13 protein-coding genes are annotated in these 14,660 nt (G+C 73.8%); 4 read left to right on the plus strand and 9 right to left on the minus strand.

Features of this window, described 5'->3' with window-relative positions; all coding sequences use genetic code 11:
- From murF to RWK90_RS15965, 8 genes are all read right to left on the minus strand, one after another.
- Window positions 1-1,503 (minus strand): UDP-N-acetylmuramoyl-tripeptide--D-alanyl-D-alanine ligase, encoded by a 1,503-nt coding sequence (gene murF / locus RWK90_RS15930; RefSeq protein ID WP_314038599.1) that lies wholly within the window; start codon window positions 1,501-1,503, stop codon window positions 1-3.
- Window positions 1,500-3,071: a UDP-N-acetylmuramoyl-L-alanyl-D-glutamate--2,6-diaminopimelate ligase gene (locus tag RWK90_RS15935; RefSeq protein WP_314038600.1), complete on the minus strand. Its 1,572-nt coding sequence runs from the start codon at window positions 3,069-3,071 to the stop codon at window positions 1,500-1,502. The genes murF and RWK90_RS15935 overlap by 4 nt, the downstream gene beginning before the upstream one ends.
- 74 nt (window positions 3,072-3,145) lie before the next feature.
- Window positions 3,146-5,059 carry a penicillin-binding protein 2 gene (locus RWK90_RS15940; RefSeq protein ID WP_314038601.1) on the minus strand — a complete coding sequence of 638 codons (1,914 nt, stop codon included), beginning with the start codon at window positions 5,057-5,059 and terminating at the stop codon, window positions 3,146-3,148.
- A 24-nt stretch (window positions 5,060-5,083) separates the two neighbouring features.
- The gene (locus RWK90_RS15945; protein ID WP_314038602.1) at window positions 5,084-5,884 is read right to left on the minus strand and encodes a hypothetical protein; all 801 of its coding nucleotides are present in this window, start codon (window positions 5,882-5,884) and stop codon (window positions 5,084-5,086) included.
- Window positions 5,881-6,903, minus strand: a complete 1,023-nt coding sequence (rsmH, locus tag RWK90_RS15950; protein WP_314038603.1) for a 16S rRNA (cytosine(1402)-N(4))-methyltransferase RsmH — start codon at window positions 6,901-6,903, stop codon at window positions 5,881-5,883. The genes RWK90_RS15945 and rsmH overlap by 4 nt, the downstream gene beginning before the upstream one ends.
- Window positions 6,904-7,075: 172 nt before the next feature.
- Window positions 7,076-7,552: a division/cell wall cluster transcriptional repressor MraZ gene (gene mraZ / locus RWK90_RS15955; protein ID WP_007629002.1), complete on the minus strand. Its 477-nt coding sequence runs from the start codon at window positions 7,550-7,552 to the stop codon at window positions 7,076-7,078.
- Window positions 7,553-8,379: 827 nt separating this feature from the next.
- Window positions 8,380-8,796 carry a DUF3040 domain-containing protein gene (locus tag RWK90_RS15960; protein WP_314038604.1) on the minus strand — a complete coding sequence of 139 codons (417 nt, stop codon included), beginning with the start codon at window positions 8,794-8,796 and terminating at the stop codon, window positions 8,380-8,382.
- Between the two features lie 176 nt (window positions 8,797-8,972).
- The gene (locus tag RWK90_RS15965) at window positions 8,973-9,434 is read right to left on the minus strand and encodes an SAV_6107 family HEPN domain-containing protein (protein ID WP_314038605.1); all 462 of its coding nucleotides are present in this window, start codon (window positions 9,432-9,434) and stop codon (window positions 8,973-8,975) included.
- A gap of 63 nt (window positions 9,435-9,497) precedes the next feature.
- On the opposite strand from RWK90_RS15965, the gene RWK90_RS15970 reads away from it, so the two are divergent.
- From RWK90_RS15970 to RWK90_RS15980, 3 genes are read left to right on the plus strand one after another with little or no spacing between them, the layout of a single operon-like run.
- The gene (locus RWK90_RS15970; protein WP_314038606.1) at window positions 9,498-10,085 is read left to right on the plus strand and encodes a GNAT family N-acetyltransferase; all 588 of its coding nucleotides are present in this window, start codon (window positions 9,498-9,500) and stop codon (window positions 10,083-10,085) included.
- Window positions 10,082-11,668, plus strand: coding sequence for an NAD(P)/FAD-dependent oxidoreductase (locus tag RWK90_RS15975; RefSeq protein ID WP_314038607.1), 1,587 nt, complete (start codon window positions 10,082-10,084; stop codon window positions 11,666-11,668). Before RWK90_RS15970 ends, RWK90_RS15975 begins: the two co-directional genes overlap by 4 nt.
- Entirely contained in the window at window positions 11,665-12,414 is a 750-nt protein-coding gene (locus tag RWK90_RS15980; protein WP_314038608.1) for an LppM family (lipo)protein, read from the plus strand. Before RWK90_RS15975 ends, RWK90_RS15980 begins: the two co-directional genes overlap by 4 nt.
- 54 nt (window positions 12,415-12,468) lie before the next feature.
- On the opposite strand, the gene metF is transcribed toward RWK90_RS15980, so the two are convergent.
- On the minus strand, window positions 12,469-13,446 hold the full coding sequence (gene metF / locus RWK90_RS15985) for a methylenetetrahydrofolate reductase [NAD(P)H] (RefSeq protein ID WP_314038609.1): 978 nt from the start codon (window positions 13,444-13,446) through the stop codon (window positions 12,469-12,471).
- 95 nt (window positions 13,447-13,541) lie between these two features.
- On the opposite strand from metF, the gene RWK90_RS15990 reads away from it, so the two are divergent.
- A complete protein-coding gene (locus RWK90_RS15990) occupies window positions 13,542-14,621 on the plus strand; it encodes a polyprenyl synthetase family protein (protein WP_396230351.1) in 1,080 nt (359 codons plus the stop codon).
- The last annotated feature ends 39 nt before the right edge of the window (window positions 14,622-14,660 follow it).

Genomic DNA, 14,660 nt, shown 5'->3' on the forward strand with positions numbered 1-14,660 from the left:
CTACTTCTCCTCACCACGCGTCGCGAGCAGATGCTCCGCGACGCTCCACAGACCGACGGCCGCCGAGGCCTTGACCAGCACGATGTCGCCGGGCTCGGCGTGCTCCTCGAGGATCGCCACCGCCTCCTCGGCGGTGGCGACGTGCCCCGCCTCGGACCCCCACGACCCCTCCTGGACAGCCCCCTGGAACATCGCGCGCTGGGGCCTGCCCAGCCCCACGACCACCAGCTGGGTCACGTCCAGTCGGACGAGGTACCGCCCGATGAGGTCGTGCTCGATCACCGCGTCCTCGCCGAGCTCGGCCATCTCCCCCAGGACCGCCCACGTCCGACGCGGCCTGCCGCCACCCGACCGGGCCATCACGGCGAGGGACTTCAGCGCCGCCCGCATCGAATCGGGGTTCGCGTTGTAGGAGTCGTTGATGACGGTGATCCCGTCGGCCGTGACGCGCACGTCCATCCGGCGCTCGGAGGCGGCCTCGGCGGTACCCAGCGCCGCCGCGACCCGCCCGACCTCCATCCCGCACGCGAGGCCCACCGCGGCCGCCGACAGGGCGTTGCCCACCTGGTGTTCCCCGTGCACACGGAGCGACACCTCCGCCTCACCCCGCGGGGTGACCAACGTGAAGGAGGCGCGGACCTCGTCGTCGAGCCGGATCCCCTCCGCGCGGACGTCCGCGGACGCGGCCAACCCCACGGTGACCACCTCGGCGGCGGTCCGGCCGGCCATCGCGGCGACCCGCTCGTCGTCGACGTTGAGGACGGCGACCCCGCCGTGCGCGGCGTCCGGCAGCGCCTCGACGAGCTCACCCTTGGTGGCGGCGATGACCTCGCGCGAGCCGAACTCGCCCAGGTGCGCGGTCCCGACGTTGAGGACCACGCCGACGCGCGGCGGCGCGAGGGCCGCGAGCTCACGGATGTTGCCCGGGGCTCGCGCGCTGAGTTCGAGCACGAGGAAATCGGTGTGCTCGTCGGCGCGCAACGCGGTCCACGGGTGGCCGATCTCGTTGTTGAACGAGCCCGGCGGCGCGACGACCGTGCCGGCGTCCGACAGCACGGCGCCGATGAGGTCCTTGGTGCTCGTCTTGCCCGACGAGCCGGTCACGCCCACCACGACGAGGCCGTGATCGGCGACCAGCCGGTCGACGCTGACGCGCGCCAGGGCGCCGAGCGCGGTCAGGACCGCCGCACCGGAACCGTCGGTGTCGGCGGCCAGCGCCATGGCGTTGGTCTCGCGGCGGTCGACGGCCGGCACGACGATCTGGGCGCCACCCGCCCCGTCGACCTCGCGGGCCACCAGCGCGGCGGCCGCCCCGGACTCGAGGGCCCGGGCGACGAAGTCGTGGCCGTCGACGCGTTCGCCGGGAAGGGCGAGGAACAACCCGCCCGGGGTGAGGCGCCGGGAGTCGAACTCCACGGTGCCGGTCACGGCCGTCGACGGGTCACCACCGACCAACCGACCGCCGACTATCCCCGCGATCTCGCCGAGGGTGAGGTCGATCATGGTGCGCTGTCCTCCGTCTCGCCCGTGGGGGCGCGGTGTCCGAGTCGTCTGGCGAGTTCTTCCGCGGCCCGGGCCCGGTCGTCGAACGGGTGCACGACGCCTGCGACCTCCTGACCGGTCTCGTGGCCCTTGCCGGCGATCACCACCACGTCACCGGTGCGGGCCCAGTCGATCGCGTGGGCGATGGCCTCACCCCGGTCCCCCACCTCCTCGACGCGGGTGTCCGGCCCGGCGGCCTGTTCGGCCCCCGCGAGCACGGCGGCCCGGATCGCCGCCGGGTCCTCGCCGCGCGGGTTGTCGTCGGTGACCACCACCAGGTCGGCGATCTCGGCGGCGGCGGCCCCCATCATGGGGCGCTTACCCGCGTCGCGGTCCCCGCCGGCCCCCAGCACCACGGCGACACGGCCCGCGGTCTGCGCCCGGACCGAGCGCAGCACCGCCGCGACCGCGCCCGGCTTGTGGGCGTAGTCGACGAGGACCCGGAAGTCCTGGCCCCGCACGACGGGCTCGAGTCGCCCCGGCACCCGCACGCGCATGAGACCGGCCGCGGCGGCGGCGACGTCCCCGCCCAGGGCGTCCACGATCGCCAACGCCACCAGTGCGTTGGCGACGTTGAACCGGCCCATCAGCGGGAGCTCGACGTCCAGGGACGTCCCCCGCGGCCCGGCGACGGTGAACTCCTGGGTGTCCCGGTCGGTGGCCGTGGACGGCCCGGCGGTCCAGTCGGCGTCGACCCCGGGCCGGGCGTCGGGTTCGGCGGAGACGGTGACGGCATCCGGCCGCATCCCCGCCAGGCGGCGACCCCACTCGTCGTCGACGACGACGACCGCGCGCTCGGCGGGCCAGACCGCGGAACCGGGGTCGGCCTCCATGTCGAACAGCCGCGCCTTGGCGCGGAAGTAGTCGTCCATGCTCGGGTGGAAGTCGAGGTGGTCCTGCGACAGGTTGAGGAACGCGCCCACCGCGAAGCGGACGCCGTCCACGCGGCCGAGCCGCAGCGCGTGGCTGGAGACCTCGGCCGCCACGGCGCGCGCGCCCTCGGCGCGCATCCGGGAGAGCAGGGCCTGGAACTCGGGGGCCTCGGGGGTGGTGAGTCTGCTCGGCAGGGCACGGCCGGCGACACGGCTGCCGGTGGTGCCGATGAGACCCGCGACGTGGCCGCACCCCTCGAGGGCGGCCTCGACGAGGTAGGTGGTGGTGGTCTTGCCGGAGGTGCCGGTGATGCCCACGACGTCGAGGTCGGCGGACGGGTCCCCGGCCACCGCCGCCGACACCGCGCCGAGGACCCGGCGCGGGGCGGGATGGACGAGGACGGGCACGCGGTCGGCGACGGGCGCCATCAGTTCCACGCCCGCGGGGTCGGTGAGCACGGCGGAGGCGCCGGCCTCGACGGCGGTCGCGGCGAAGGAGGCGCCGTGGACGCGGGTGCCGGGCAGGGCGGCGAAGAGCACGCCGGGTCCGCAGTCCTGGGCCCGGATGGTCGCTCCGGACAGGGCGACGTCCGCCCCGGCCGTGTCGCCGAGGAGTCCGGCCCCCACCGCATCTGCCAGCTGTCGCGCCGTTGTCATCGCCTGTCCTCGCCCCGCCTTCCTCGCTTTGAACCTCCCGCGAACCCGCTACACGCTACCCTGCCGGGCGCCGGTCACCGCGCCTGCAGGACCAGTTCCGGTGCGGGCGCGGACGGGGGGATGTTGTCCCTGTTGACCAGCCACGAGGCGATGTCGTGGAACAGCGGCGCGGCGGACGCGCCGAGCACGCCGCGCGAGGGGGCGTCGAGCATGATGGCGATCACGTAGCGCGGATCGTCGGCCGGCAGGATGCCCGCGAAGGTGATCCAGTACCGCGAGTTCGAGTAGCACGCGCAGCCCGGGTCGATCTGCTGGGCGGTGCCGGTCTTGCCGCTGATCTGGTACCCGGCGAGCGCGGCCTGGGGGCCGGTGCCGGCCTGCGCACCCGGGCCGGACTGGACGACGGCGCGGAACATGTCGCGGACCGTGCGGGCCGTCTCGGTGCTGATGACCCGCTCGCCCTCCGGGCGCTCGGTGGGGTGGCTCTCCCCGTCCGGTCCCACGCGCTCGGCGACGATCCGCGGCGGCACGCGGACGCCGTCGTTGGCGATGGTCTGGTAGATCCCGGCCATCTGCAGGGTGGTCATGGACAGGCCCTGCCCGATCGGCAGGTTGGCGAACGTCCCGCCCTGCCAGTTCTGCAGGTCGGGCACGAGGCCCTCGGACTCACCCGCGAGCTCGATCCCGGAGCGCTGGCCGAGGCCGAACTTCTCCAGGTACTCCGAGAACGGTTGCTTGCCGACCCGCTGGGCGAGCATCAGGGTGCCGACGTTGGAGGACTTCCCGAAGATGCCGGTGGTGGTGTACGGCGTGGGACCGTGCTGCCACGCGTCGGAGACGGTGACCCCCTCCATGCGGATGCTGCCGTCGACGGAGTGCACCTCGTTCGGATGGGTCAGTCCCGCCTCGATCGCGGCGGCCGCCGTGATGATCTTCTGCACCGAGCCCGGTTCGAACGGCGAGGTGATGGCGGGGTTGCCGAGGTCGGCGCCGCGTTCGAGCTCGGCGCCGACGCCGACGGCCGGGTTGAACGTGTTGTCGTTGGCCATCGCGCGGACCTCGCCGGTCTTCGCGTCCAGCACGACGGCCGAGGCGGTCTTGGCCCCGGAGGTGTCCTTGGCCGACTGGATGGCCTTCTGGACGTGCCACTGCAGGTCGGCGTCGAGCGTGAGGCGGACGGTGTCGCCGTCGCGGGGTTCGGTGACGTTGCGCAGGGTGCCGGGGATGACGGTGTTGTCCTGGGCGCGGTCGAAGGTCTGTCGGCCGTCCTCGCCGTCGAGCTGGTCGTTGAACTGGGCCTCGATGCCCTGGAGGCCGATCAGCTTGCCCTCGTCGCTCTTGGTGGTGGCGCCGACGACGTTGGCGGCGAGCGCGCCGCCCGGGTACTCGCGGATGTCGACGCGCTCGGCGCCGATCATCGGGAACTTCCGGGTGATGGCGTTGGCCTGGGTGACGTCGACGTTGCGGACGAGGTAGGTGAACCCGCCGCCGGAGGAGAGCTTGGCCTCGATCTCGTCGCGCTCGACCGCGTCCCCGAGCACGGCCTCGAACTCGTCGGCGATCTCCACGACGAGCTCGTCCCACGTGGGCTTGGTGCTGTCGAGCTCGCGGCGCGCCTCGGCGTTCTGCTGCTCGACGAGCGGCTGGATCGACAGGTCGCGGGCCTCGCGGGTGAACGCGATCGGGTCGCCGTGCCAGTCCACTATCGCGCCTCGCGTGGCGGGCAGGACCTGGTGGACCTGCCGCTGGCTCTCGGCGCGGGCGGCGAGCTCGGTCCCGCCGATCGTCTGCACCCAGAACAGTTTGACCAGGGCGATCACCATGATGACGGCGAACATGGACCGCATGAAGGTGAAGCGGCGTTCGGTCGAGTGGGCGGTGAGGACCCGGCCGAAACGGTTCGGTGGCCGACCGACGCCCGGGGCGGTGGTGCGCGGATCACCCGAGGGAGCCCGGCGTCCCGCTTCCGGGGTGCGTCGTTCGGTCATCTCGGGGGCCTTTCGGGTGGGGTGCTAGAAGGGTTGTCCGGGCACCGGGGCGAGCGTCGCGGCGCCGTCACCGGGTGCCAGCGGGGCGGGCGGGGCGGCCGGTGGCGCCGGCTCGGGGGCGGGGGCGGGCGGGGCCGTCTCGACCATGGGCGACGGCGGCGCCACCGGGGTGGGCGGGCCGGCGATCGGCGGGTACGGGACGGGGGCGACGCCGCGGGGGCTGCGGTCCTGTGGGGCCTGCGCGGGCGGCGCGTCGAACGCGTCCCGGTCGGACGACCTCGACGGCTCGGACGCTACCGGAGCGGGCTGGAGGGGCTTGATCGGCGCGCCGAGCTCGGGCACGGGCTCGCCGACGATCTCGATGACGCCGTCGGAGCCCCTCGTCAGGATGGGCGCGCTGGCGACGCCGACCATGCCGAGCGTCTCGGCGCGCTGCGCGAGCACCTCGGCGGACCGGGCGCGTTCGTTGGACGCGCGCAGGGCCTCCATCCGCTCGACGAGCTCCACGTTGGCGTCGCGCGCGTTCTTGAGGTTATAGGTGTCCTGGGTGGTCTGCGCGGACAGCAGGAGGGTGCCGCCGACGCCGGCGCCGATGAGCAGGAGGAGGACGACGACGAAGGGAACCCTGGCGGCCACTTCTGCCGGGCTCAGACGTTCCGCCGGGACGACGACGGTGCGGCGTCCGCGCACGGAGCGGGTGACGGGCTTGCGTCGGAGGCCGACGGCCCGTCCCGCGCGGGCGGGGGCGTCGACGTCGGCGCCGCCCGGGGCGGGGCGGGTGTCGAGCCCGCCCGCGCCGGTGGGCGTGTCGATCGTGCTCGTCATGGGGTTCTCCCGTCGATACGCCGGACGCAGCGCACCCGGACCGAGGCCGAGCGCGGGTTGTGGTCGATCTCCTCCTGTGAGGCCTTCTCCGCTCCCCGGGTGACGGCCTCGAACTCGGGGCCGTGGCCGGGCAGTTCCACCGGCAGACCCGGCGGGGTGCGGGACGCGGTGCGGGTGGTGAGCTCGCGCTTGACGATCTTGTCCTCGAGCGAGTGGTACGCCATGAAGACCGCGCGCCCGCCGAGCCGCAGGAGGTCGAGGTAGCCGGGGACCGCGTTCTCGACGGCCTCCAGCTCCGCGTTGACCTCGATGCGCAGGGCCTGGAACACACGCTTGCCGGGATGCCCGCCGGTGCGCCGGGCGCCCTGGGGGATGGTGTCGTAGAGGAGTTCCACCAGCTGGGAGCTGGTCACGACGGGGTCGGTCTCGCGGCGACGGACGATCGCCGCCGCGATCTGACGGGCGAACCGCTCCTCGCCGTACACCCGCAGGATCCGGGCGAGCTCGTCGCGCGGGTACTCGGCGAGGATGTCCGCGGCGGTCTGTCCGGTGGTCGGGTCCATCCGCATGTCGAGCGGGGCGTCGACCGAGTACGCGAAGCCGCGCTCGGCCACGTCGAGCTGCATGGAGGAGACGCCGAAGTCGAGGAGGATGCCGTCGATCGCCGGGCCGGCCTCGTCGCGGGCGTCGGCGGGCAGCGCCGCGGTCACGGCGTTGAAGTCGTCGAACCGGGCGTGGACGGGGGTGAAGCGATCGCGGTAGGCGGTGAGCCGGCGGGTCGCCATGTCGAGCGCCTCGGGGTCACGGTCCACGCCGAGCACGCGGAGTTCGCCGAACTCTGCGAGCAGATGGGAGGAGTGTCCACCCAGTCCGAGGGTGCCGTCCACGATGACCGGCGCGCGCCCCTCCGCGGCCGCGGCCTCGACGACGGGCCGGAAGAGCTCGATCGTCCGCTCGAGGAAGACCGGGATGTGCCCGGAGCGCGCGGCGTCGTGGTCGGCATCGGACCGTTCTGCCATCTCGCCTCCTCGCGTCCGGTCGTCGGGGCTCCGGCGGTTGTGGTGGAGCCCCCTGGTCCCCGTCCGGTACCCACCTGGCGTTGGGGAAGTACGTCAGGGTGATGCCGGGCAGGGGCCGGGGGGCTCCGTCCGTCGTGCTCTCGTGTGCGTTGTCGTCGTTCCTCTCCCGGGGTCAGAACTCGATCCCGAGGGAGGTGCCCTCCATCTCGGAGAACACGGGTAGGTTCTCCGCGCTGTAGCGATCCCACGCCTCCGCGTCCCAGACCTCGAGGCGCTCCCCGAGTCCGTTGACGACGCAGTCCTTGTCCAGACCGGCGTAGTTCCGCTGACTCGCGGGGATGGAGATCCGTCCCTGCGAGTCCAGTTGCTGGACTTCCGCGCCGCTCACGAGGAGCCGGAAGAACGCCATGTGCCTCTCGCTGAGGTTGGCGGTCGGCCGGACCTTCCTGACCAGCGCGTCGAACTCGTCTTCCGGGAAGACCGAGAGCGTGTTGGTGAACCACCCACACACCACCACCCCGTCCGCCAGGCCGGGCCTGAATCTGGCGGGGATCGTCAGTCGCCCCTTGTCGTCGAGCTTGGGACGGTGCGTCCCGTACCCGACAAAGGCTCGTTCGCGTCCGGAGTCGACGGGATCGGTGTCGGTCACCCGCCACCTCCTGGGGTCCAGGCCCATCGAGCTCCTTGCGTGCCCCACTGTACCCCACAACGCCCCACACACAAGGCTTGCGCCCCACTTCTCCCCACCGTCCCAAATCACCGCACGTCAGAGGGTGGGCTCATCGTCAACACGGCCGACGCCCGGCCACCGAGGCGCCCTCCCGAGCCCCACTTTCAGCCAACTTCTGGGGCTGCTGTGACTGAAGTAGCTCCTGTGGCGGCCCGCCGTGCGCGCGGTGGGGGATGGTGGGGCCTCGGGGTGGGGCGTGGTGGGGCACCTCGCGCCACGACTGCGTCGGGCGGCGCCTGCGGCAGCCCCGGCCGATTGCAACTGCAGCCCCGGCCCGCTCGCAGCCCCAGCACCCGGCCCCGCCCGCTCGCAGCCCGCAGCCGCAGCCCCCGGCCCCGCCCGATCGCAGCCCCAGCCACAGCCGCACGCCAACATGGCGTCTCGCGCGCACCGCGGGGGGTGCGAGACGCCATCACCGGGAGCGGCTGCGGGCTCGGCGGCAGCCGCGCGAGCGAGACGCCAGGGACGGAAGCGGCTGCGGCTGCGGCTGCGGGCTCGGCGACAGCCGCGCGAGCGGGACGCCGTCATCACAAGGCCGCGGGCCGGCGGGCCGCGGAGTGGGCGGCGGGAGCGAGGTGGGCGGAGTGGGACACGCAGGGGCCGCGGAGTGGGCCGCGGGCCGCGGAGTGGGCGGCGAGGGCGGGGCGGGCGGAGTCGGGCACTCCGGAAATGGAGGAAGGGGCGAGCGCTGGTGCGCTCACCCCTTCGTCAGAAGTGTCCTTGCCCGCCCTGAGGCCGGCGGGCCGCTACGGCCCCTGCTCGAAGCGTCGACGGAACCGGTCCTCCATCCGCGACGAATACGACCCCCCGCCCGACGGCTTCGAGGCGCCCCGTCCCGTTCCCGGGACCCGCGGTCCGCCGGCGCCCTTGAGCCCGGGCGCTCCCGCGGACGGCGTCGAGCGCAACGCGAGCACCCCGGCGGCGAACATGACCAAGAAGCCGACGAGGCTCAGGACCGGGAAACCGCCCGGCTTGAAGTCGAGGGCGAGACCACCGATGAGAAGAGCCACACCGAGCACGGCGAGTGCCACGACAAGGCCCGCCGGACGACGCGCTCCGGTCGCGCCGGTCTTGCGGACGGACGACGCGAACTTGGGGTCGTCGGCGTAGAGCGCGCTCTCGATCTCCTTGAGCATGCGCTGCTCGTGCTCGGACAGGGGCACTTCGACCTCCTTCAGATGCTCGCGATGACGAGCGCGGCCGGCTCGGTCGGTTCGCACCGACCGCGGGCGGTGATCAGCCGGTCAGGGTTCTCCCCATCATACGAGGGCAACGCGGCCGGGACCACCGGGATTCCCCTGGACGGGCGGGGCGCCCCACGGGCCGGGCCCCACCCGGGTCAGGCGGCGGGCCCGAGGACGCCCAGGCGCTCGTCCACCAGGTCCATGAACCGACCGACCGCCCACAGGAAATCGTCCGCCATCCGGGGCGGGATCGTGCGCGGCAGACCGTCCTCGACGGCCGCGGCGAGAGCGGAGTACCCGCCGAGGGCGGACGCCCACTCCCCCAGGTCGGGGACCTCCGCCGCGAGTCGGTGCCACACGTCACCCGGCCCGCGCCTCCGCGGGCCCGGGGCGAGCAGCGCACCGGCGGCGTACCTCGCGGCGCGGTACGCCTCGAGGAAACGCTCCGACGGGTCGGGCGCCGCGACCGCGAGTCCGCGGTGCAGCTCGGCCCGCCCGGCCCGCCCCAGGGACCCGGCCGCGCCCCCGCGAGACGTCCGTGACCCGCTCCCCCTGCGTGTCCTGCTCGTGTCCATCTGCTGCACCTCCGGCTCCTGCATCTCCGCGTCTGCGCGCACGGTATCGCCGGGGTACGACACATCCCGGCGCCCCGGATCCGCGCCCGTGGTCAAATGGGGTGGATGGACACCGTGATCACCCGGCTGGACGCCGCCGACTTCCGAGACCGACTGCCCGAGGCTCTGGGGGTCTACGTCGACGCCATGGGCTACCCGCCGCAGGTGGTCCGCTCCCGGGCGGCCGCCTGGATGGAGCACAGCTACCGGGAGGGCTGGTCCGGGGTGGCCGCGTTCGAGGCCCCGCGCCGACGCCTGCTCGGCCAGTCCCGCGGTCCGCTCGTGGCGATCTGTTACGGCTACCACGGAGCACCCGGACAGTGGTGGTACGAGCAGGTCTCGCGGGGGTTGCGCGACCGCGACCTCGCGCTGCCGTCCGACTACGTGGAACTGACCGAGCTGCACGTCTCCCCCACCCACCAGGGGCGCGGGATCGGGGGCACGCTCCTGCGCAGGTTCCTCGCGGACCGCCCGGAGAGCACCGTGCTGCTGTCCACGCCCGAGGTCGAGGGCGAGGACAACAGCGCGTGGCGCCTGTACCGGTCGCTGGGCTTCACCGACGTGCTGCGGTCGTACCGCTTCGAGGGCGACGCCCGGCCGTTCGCGGTGCTGTCCCGCTCGCTGCCGCTGCCCACCGCGGAGGCGGACGCGTGAGCCGCCGTCACGACGTGGTGGTGATCGGCTCCGGCCACAACGGGCTGGTCTGCGCCGCCTACCTCGCCCGCGCGGGACACGACGTCCACGTGGTGGAGAAGGACACGGTGATCGGCGGCGCCACCTCGACGGTCGAGCGGTACCCCGGGCACCGGACCGATCGCGGGTCGTCCGCCCACCTCATGATCCGGCACACCGGCATCCCCGAGGAACTGGATCTCGCGGCCCACGGTCTGCGCTACCTCGACTGCGACCCCTGGGGCTTCGCCCCCGCCCCGCCCGGTTCGGGTGAACCGCCGATCGTCTTCCGTCGCGACCTCGACGCGACGTGCGCGAGCATCGCCACCGCCTGCGGCGAGGCCGACGCCGACGCCTACCGCCGGTTCGTCACGCGGTGGGACGTCCTCGCGGGCCGGATGATGAAGGGCTTCTCGGTGCGGCCGACCGCGCCGGGCCTCGGATCGGCGTTCCTCGGCGCGGAGGATCTGCGCGACCCGTTCGGTGCGGTCCAGACCTTCCTGTCCTCCGGCGACGCGCTGCTGGACTCGCTGTTCGACTCCGAGCGGCTCAAGGCCGCGCTGTCGTGGTTCGGGGCGCAGTCGGGCCCGCCGATGTCGCATCCCGCCACGGCGCCGATGATCGGCTTCGCGGCCCTGATGCACCGGATCCCGCCCGGACGGGCGGTCGGCGGGTCCGGCGCGCTCGCGGACGCGCTGACGTCGACGATCCGCGCGCACGGCGGCACGGTCACCGCGGGAGCGGGGGCCACCGCGATCCGCCGCTCCGGCTCCGGGTGGCGCGTGGACACCGAGGGCGGCGGCTCGCTCCACTGCTCCGCCGTGGTGGCGGCCTGCCACGTCCACACCACACTGGACCTGCTCGAGCACGAACTGCCGGCCGCGACGCTCGACGGGTGGCGGCGACGGATCCGGCCGGGGTTCGGCCTCGGCATGGTCGTCCGGCTCGGCACGACCGACCTGCCCCGCTACCCGGGGGTGCCGACGGAGACCAGCGCCCACGGCCTCCAACTGCTCGTGACGGACCGGCGCCACCTCGACCGCCGCTACGGGGTGGCCGCGGCGGGCGGTCTCGACGCCGACCCCGCGGTGCTGGCGATGAGTTTCAGCTCGCTGGACCCCTCGCTCGCCCCGGAGGGGCGGCACGAACTGACTCTGTGGTCTCAGTGGCACCCGCGCCACCTCGCCGACGGGCGCACCTGGGCCGAAGCGGGCGACGACGAGGCCGACCGCATCATCGCCGCCGCCGACCGGTTCGCACCGGGGCTGGCGGACTCGATCGTCCACCGGCACGTGCAGACCCCGGAGGACCTCGAGACCGAGCTCGGGCTCCTCGGCGGCAACGTCATGCACGTCGAGATGTCGCTGGACCAGATGCTGCCCATGCGGCCGCACCCCGATCTGCGCGGCCACGCCGTCCCGGGCGCGGACGGGGTCTACCTGGCGGGGGCGTCCACCCATCCCGGTGGCGGCGTCATCGGCGCCAGCGGCCGGACCGTCGCCCGCCTCGTCGGACGCGGGCTCGGCAGGTCGACGCTCCTGCGTCGGGGGTCCCGGGCAGAATGACCGCCGTGACCGCGACCGTGACCCGCCCCCTGCGGCCCCGCCCGTCGGCGGCCCCGCCCGCCCCGGCACGTCGTCCGCTGCCGCCGCGGCGGCTGGCCGGCCTCACTGCTCTGGCGGCCCTGCTGGTCGTGCTCACCGGCTGCCTGCAGCTCAACGCACAGATGAGCGTCCGCAAGGACGACACCGTCTCCGGGCGCATCCTCGTGGCCGGGGACCAGCCCGAGCAGGCCGCGGCGCTCGAGCGGCTCGGCGTCCCGTCCGGGCTGGAGCAGAAGGTCCGGATCACGCCCTATTCGGCGGACGGGTTCACCGGCCGCGAGATCTACTTCACCCAGCTGACGTTCGCCGAGATGGACGCGCTGTCGCTGGCGGTCGACATCGAGGGCGCCCGCCCCTACACACTCGGGTTCCGGCGCAGCGGCGACACCGTGTCGTTCAGCGGATCGGTGGACCTGTCCATGCTCCCCGCCGACCGCGCCGGGAACACCACGACCCGGGTCGACCTGACCTTCCCCAACCGCATCTCCGAGACCAACGGCACGGTCGGCGCGGGCAACACCGTGAGCTGGACGCCCGCCCCCGGGTCCATCACCCGGATGCAGGCGGCCTCCTCCTACCCCGACCCGGCCGCACGCGGCTTCGCCGTGTGGATGATCGTGGGGATCGGCGCCGCCCTGCTCGTGTCCATCGGGACGATCCTCGCCGCGCGGACCTCCCGGGCCCGCGCGGACCGCCTGGTGCGCTGACGCGCGTCAGGCCGGGCTGCCCGCGATCGGGACGCGGGGCCGCCCGGCGGTCGGTCAGATCCTCGTCGCCGCGATCCCGGGCGCGGGCGCCATCGACAGGTTGGTGAGGACCTCACGCGTGGCCCGCGAGAAGTTCAGCGTGTTGAAGTGCAGACACGGCACGCCTTCGGAGATGAGCCGCTCACACATCCGGGTGGTCAGGTCGATCCCGACCTCGCGGACGGCCTCCCGGTTCTCCTCCGGTCCGTCGCCGGCGGCGGCCCGCAGCCGCTCGGCCAGGTCGTCGGGCAACGCGCAACCCGACAGCTCGACCATCCGCTTGACCTGACGAAGGCTGGTGACCGGCATGAGACCGGGGATGATGGGCTTGGCGCCCTGCTCCGGATCGGCGGCGACGGCGCGGTCCCGCAGCCGCAGGTAGTGCTCCACGTCCCAGAACATCTGCGTGATGGAGTACTCGGCGCCCGCACGCAGCTTGCCGACCAGCACCTCCGTGTCGTGGTCGAGGTCGCGGGCCCGGTAGTGCCCCTCGGGGAAGGAGGCCACGCCCACGTGGTACTCACCCACCTCGTGGATCAGCCGGACGAGTTCCTCGGCGTAGTGCAGCCCCTCCGGGTGGGCCGTCCACTCACCCAGCGGGTCCCCGGGCGGGTCACCGCGGAGCGCGAGGATGTTGGAGACCCCCGCCTCGCCGTACATCCGGACCATCTCGGTGAGCTCGGCCACCGTGTGACCGACCGCCGTGAGGTGGGCGATGGGGACGAGATCGGTCTCGCGGACGATGCGCTCCACGACCCGCACGGTCCGGTCCCGCGTCGACCCGCCCGCCCCGTAGGTCACGGAGACGAACGCCGCACCGAGCTCGGAGAACACGGAGGCCGCACGCCAGAGACGCTCCTCGGCGGCCTCGTCGCGCGGCGGGTAGAACTCGACGGAGAACGGCACCCTCGGGGTGGTGGACGTCTCGATCCGCTCCACGATGCTGGGGTGCCGGCCACCGCCCGTCTGGTCGGAGTCGGATAGCTGGGTCACCCGACCAGGGTAGCCCGACACGCGTCCGGTCCCACCGCCGCCCGACGACTAGGATCGTCGGCGACGAGGGCGGCCGGACCGGGCGCCCGGAAGGGATGGTGCCCGTGGTCATGGCGACCCGCCCCGACGACGGAGAACGCGTCCTCGCCGCACTCCGCCGCCACATCGACGGACGCCGGACGGTCGTCTCGTCGGTCGACGAGCGGGTCGACCGGCTCGCCGGTCTGCTGTCGGACTTCGTGATGGACGGCGGCAAGCGGATGCGGCCCCGCTTCGCCCTGGCCGGGTGGGCCGCCTCCCGCCCCGAGGCCGCACCGGCACCGGACGAGGTCGTGTCCGCCTGTGCCGCCCTCGAACTCATCCAGGCGTGCGCCCTGGTGCACGACGACATCGTCGACGCCTCCGACACCCGCCGCGGCCGGCCCACCGTGCACCGCGCGATCGAGGCCGCCCACCGCGCGGACGGGTGGGAGGGCGACCCGGCCCGCTACGGGGTCTCGCAGGCGATCCTCGTCGGCGACCTGGCGTTGAGCTGGGCCGACGAGATGTTCGTGACCTCCGGGGTGGACCCGGCCGCGCTGGTGCGCGCTCTGGTCCCGTGGCACGCCATGAAGACCGAGGTGCTGTCCGGGCAGATGCTCGACATCCTCGCCGAGGCGTCCGGGGCCACGGACGAGCTGACCCCCGCCCGCGTCAACCGCTTCAAGACCGCGGCCTACACCGTCGAGCGGCCCCTGCACATCGGCGCCGCGCTCGCCGGGGCGGGCCCGGAGACGGTCGCCGCGTTGCGGGAGTTCGGGGTGGCCGTGGGCCAGGCGTTCCAGCTGCGCGACGACCTGCTCGGGGTGTTCGGCGACCCCGAGGTCACCGGCAAGCCGTCCGGCGACGACCTGCGCGAGGGCAAGCGCACGCTCCTACTGGCCCGCGCCATGACCCTCGCGCCCGCCGGGGACGCGCGGTTCCTCGCCGACATCCTGGGCTCCGAACCCGACGAGCGCACCCTCGCCCGTGCCCGGGCCGTCCTCGAGGACTCCGGGGCGGTCGCCTCCGTGGAGACCGAGATCGAGACGCTGACCTCCTGCGCCCTGGACGCGATCGCCTCGGACGCGATCAGCGACCACGGGCGGGACACGCTGCGGGACTTGGCGGAGGCCGCGACCCGCCGACGGGCCTGATCCGTGCCCGCGGACACGGGCCGGCGTCCGGAGGAGAAC

The organism is Dietzia sp. CH92 (genome assembly GCF_032248695.1).
Taxonomy (GTDB): Bacteria; Actinomycetota; Actinomycetes; order Mycobacteriales; family Mycobacteriaceae; genus Dietzia.

Excerpts from the sequence above, each read along its gene's own strand:
- murF (WP_314038599.1), bottom strand. The coding sequence starts at position 1,503 with ATGATCGACCTCACCCTCGGCGAGATCGCGGGGATAGTCGGCGGTCGG.
- RWK90_RS15935 (WP_314038600.1), bottom strand. The coding sequence starts at position 3,071 with ATGACAACGGCGCGACAGCTGGCAGATGCGGTGGGGGCCGGACTCCTC.
- RWK90_RS15940 (WP_314038601.1), bottom strand. The coding sequence starts at position 5,059 with ATGACCGAACGACGCACCCCGGAAGCGGGACGCCGGGCTCCCTCGGGT.
- RWK90_RS15945 (WP_314038602.1), bottom strand. The coding sequence starts at position 5,884 with ATGACGAGCACGATCGACACGCCCACCGGCGCGGGCGGGCTCGACACC.
- rsmH (WP_314038603.1), bottom strand. The coding sequence starts at position 6,903 with ATGGCAGAACGGTCCGATGCCGACCACGACGCCGCGCGCTCCGGGCAC.
- RWK90_RS15970 (WP_314038606.1), top strand. The coding sequence starts at position 9,498 with ATGGACACCGTGATCACCCGGCTGGACGCCGCCGACTTCCGAGACCGA.
- RWK90_RS15980 (WP_314038608.1), top strand. The coding sequence starts at position 11,665 with ATGACCGCCGTGACCGCGACCGTGACCCGCCCCCTGCGGCCCCGCCCG.
- RWK90_RS15990 (WP_396230351.1), top strand. The coding sequence starts at position 13,542 with ATGGTGCCCGTGGTCATGGCGACCCGCCCCGACGACGGAGAACGCGTC.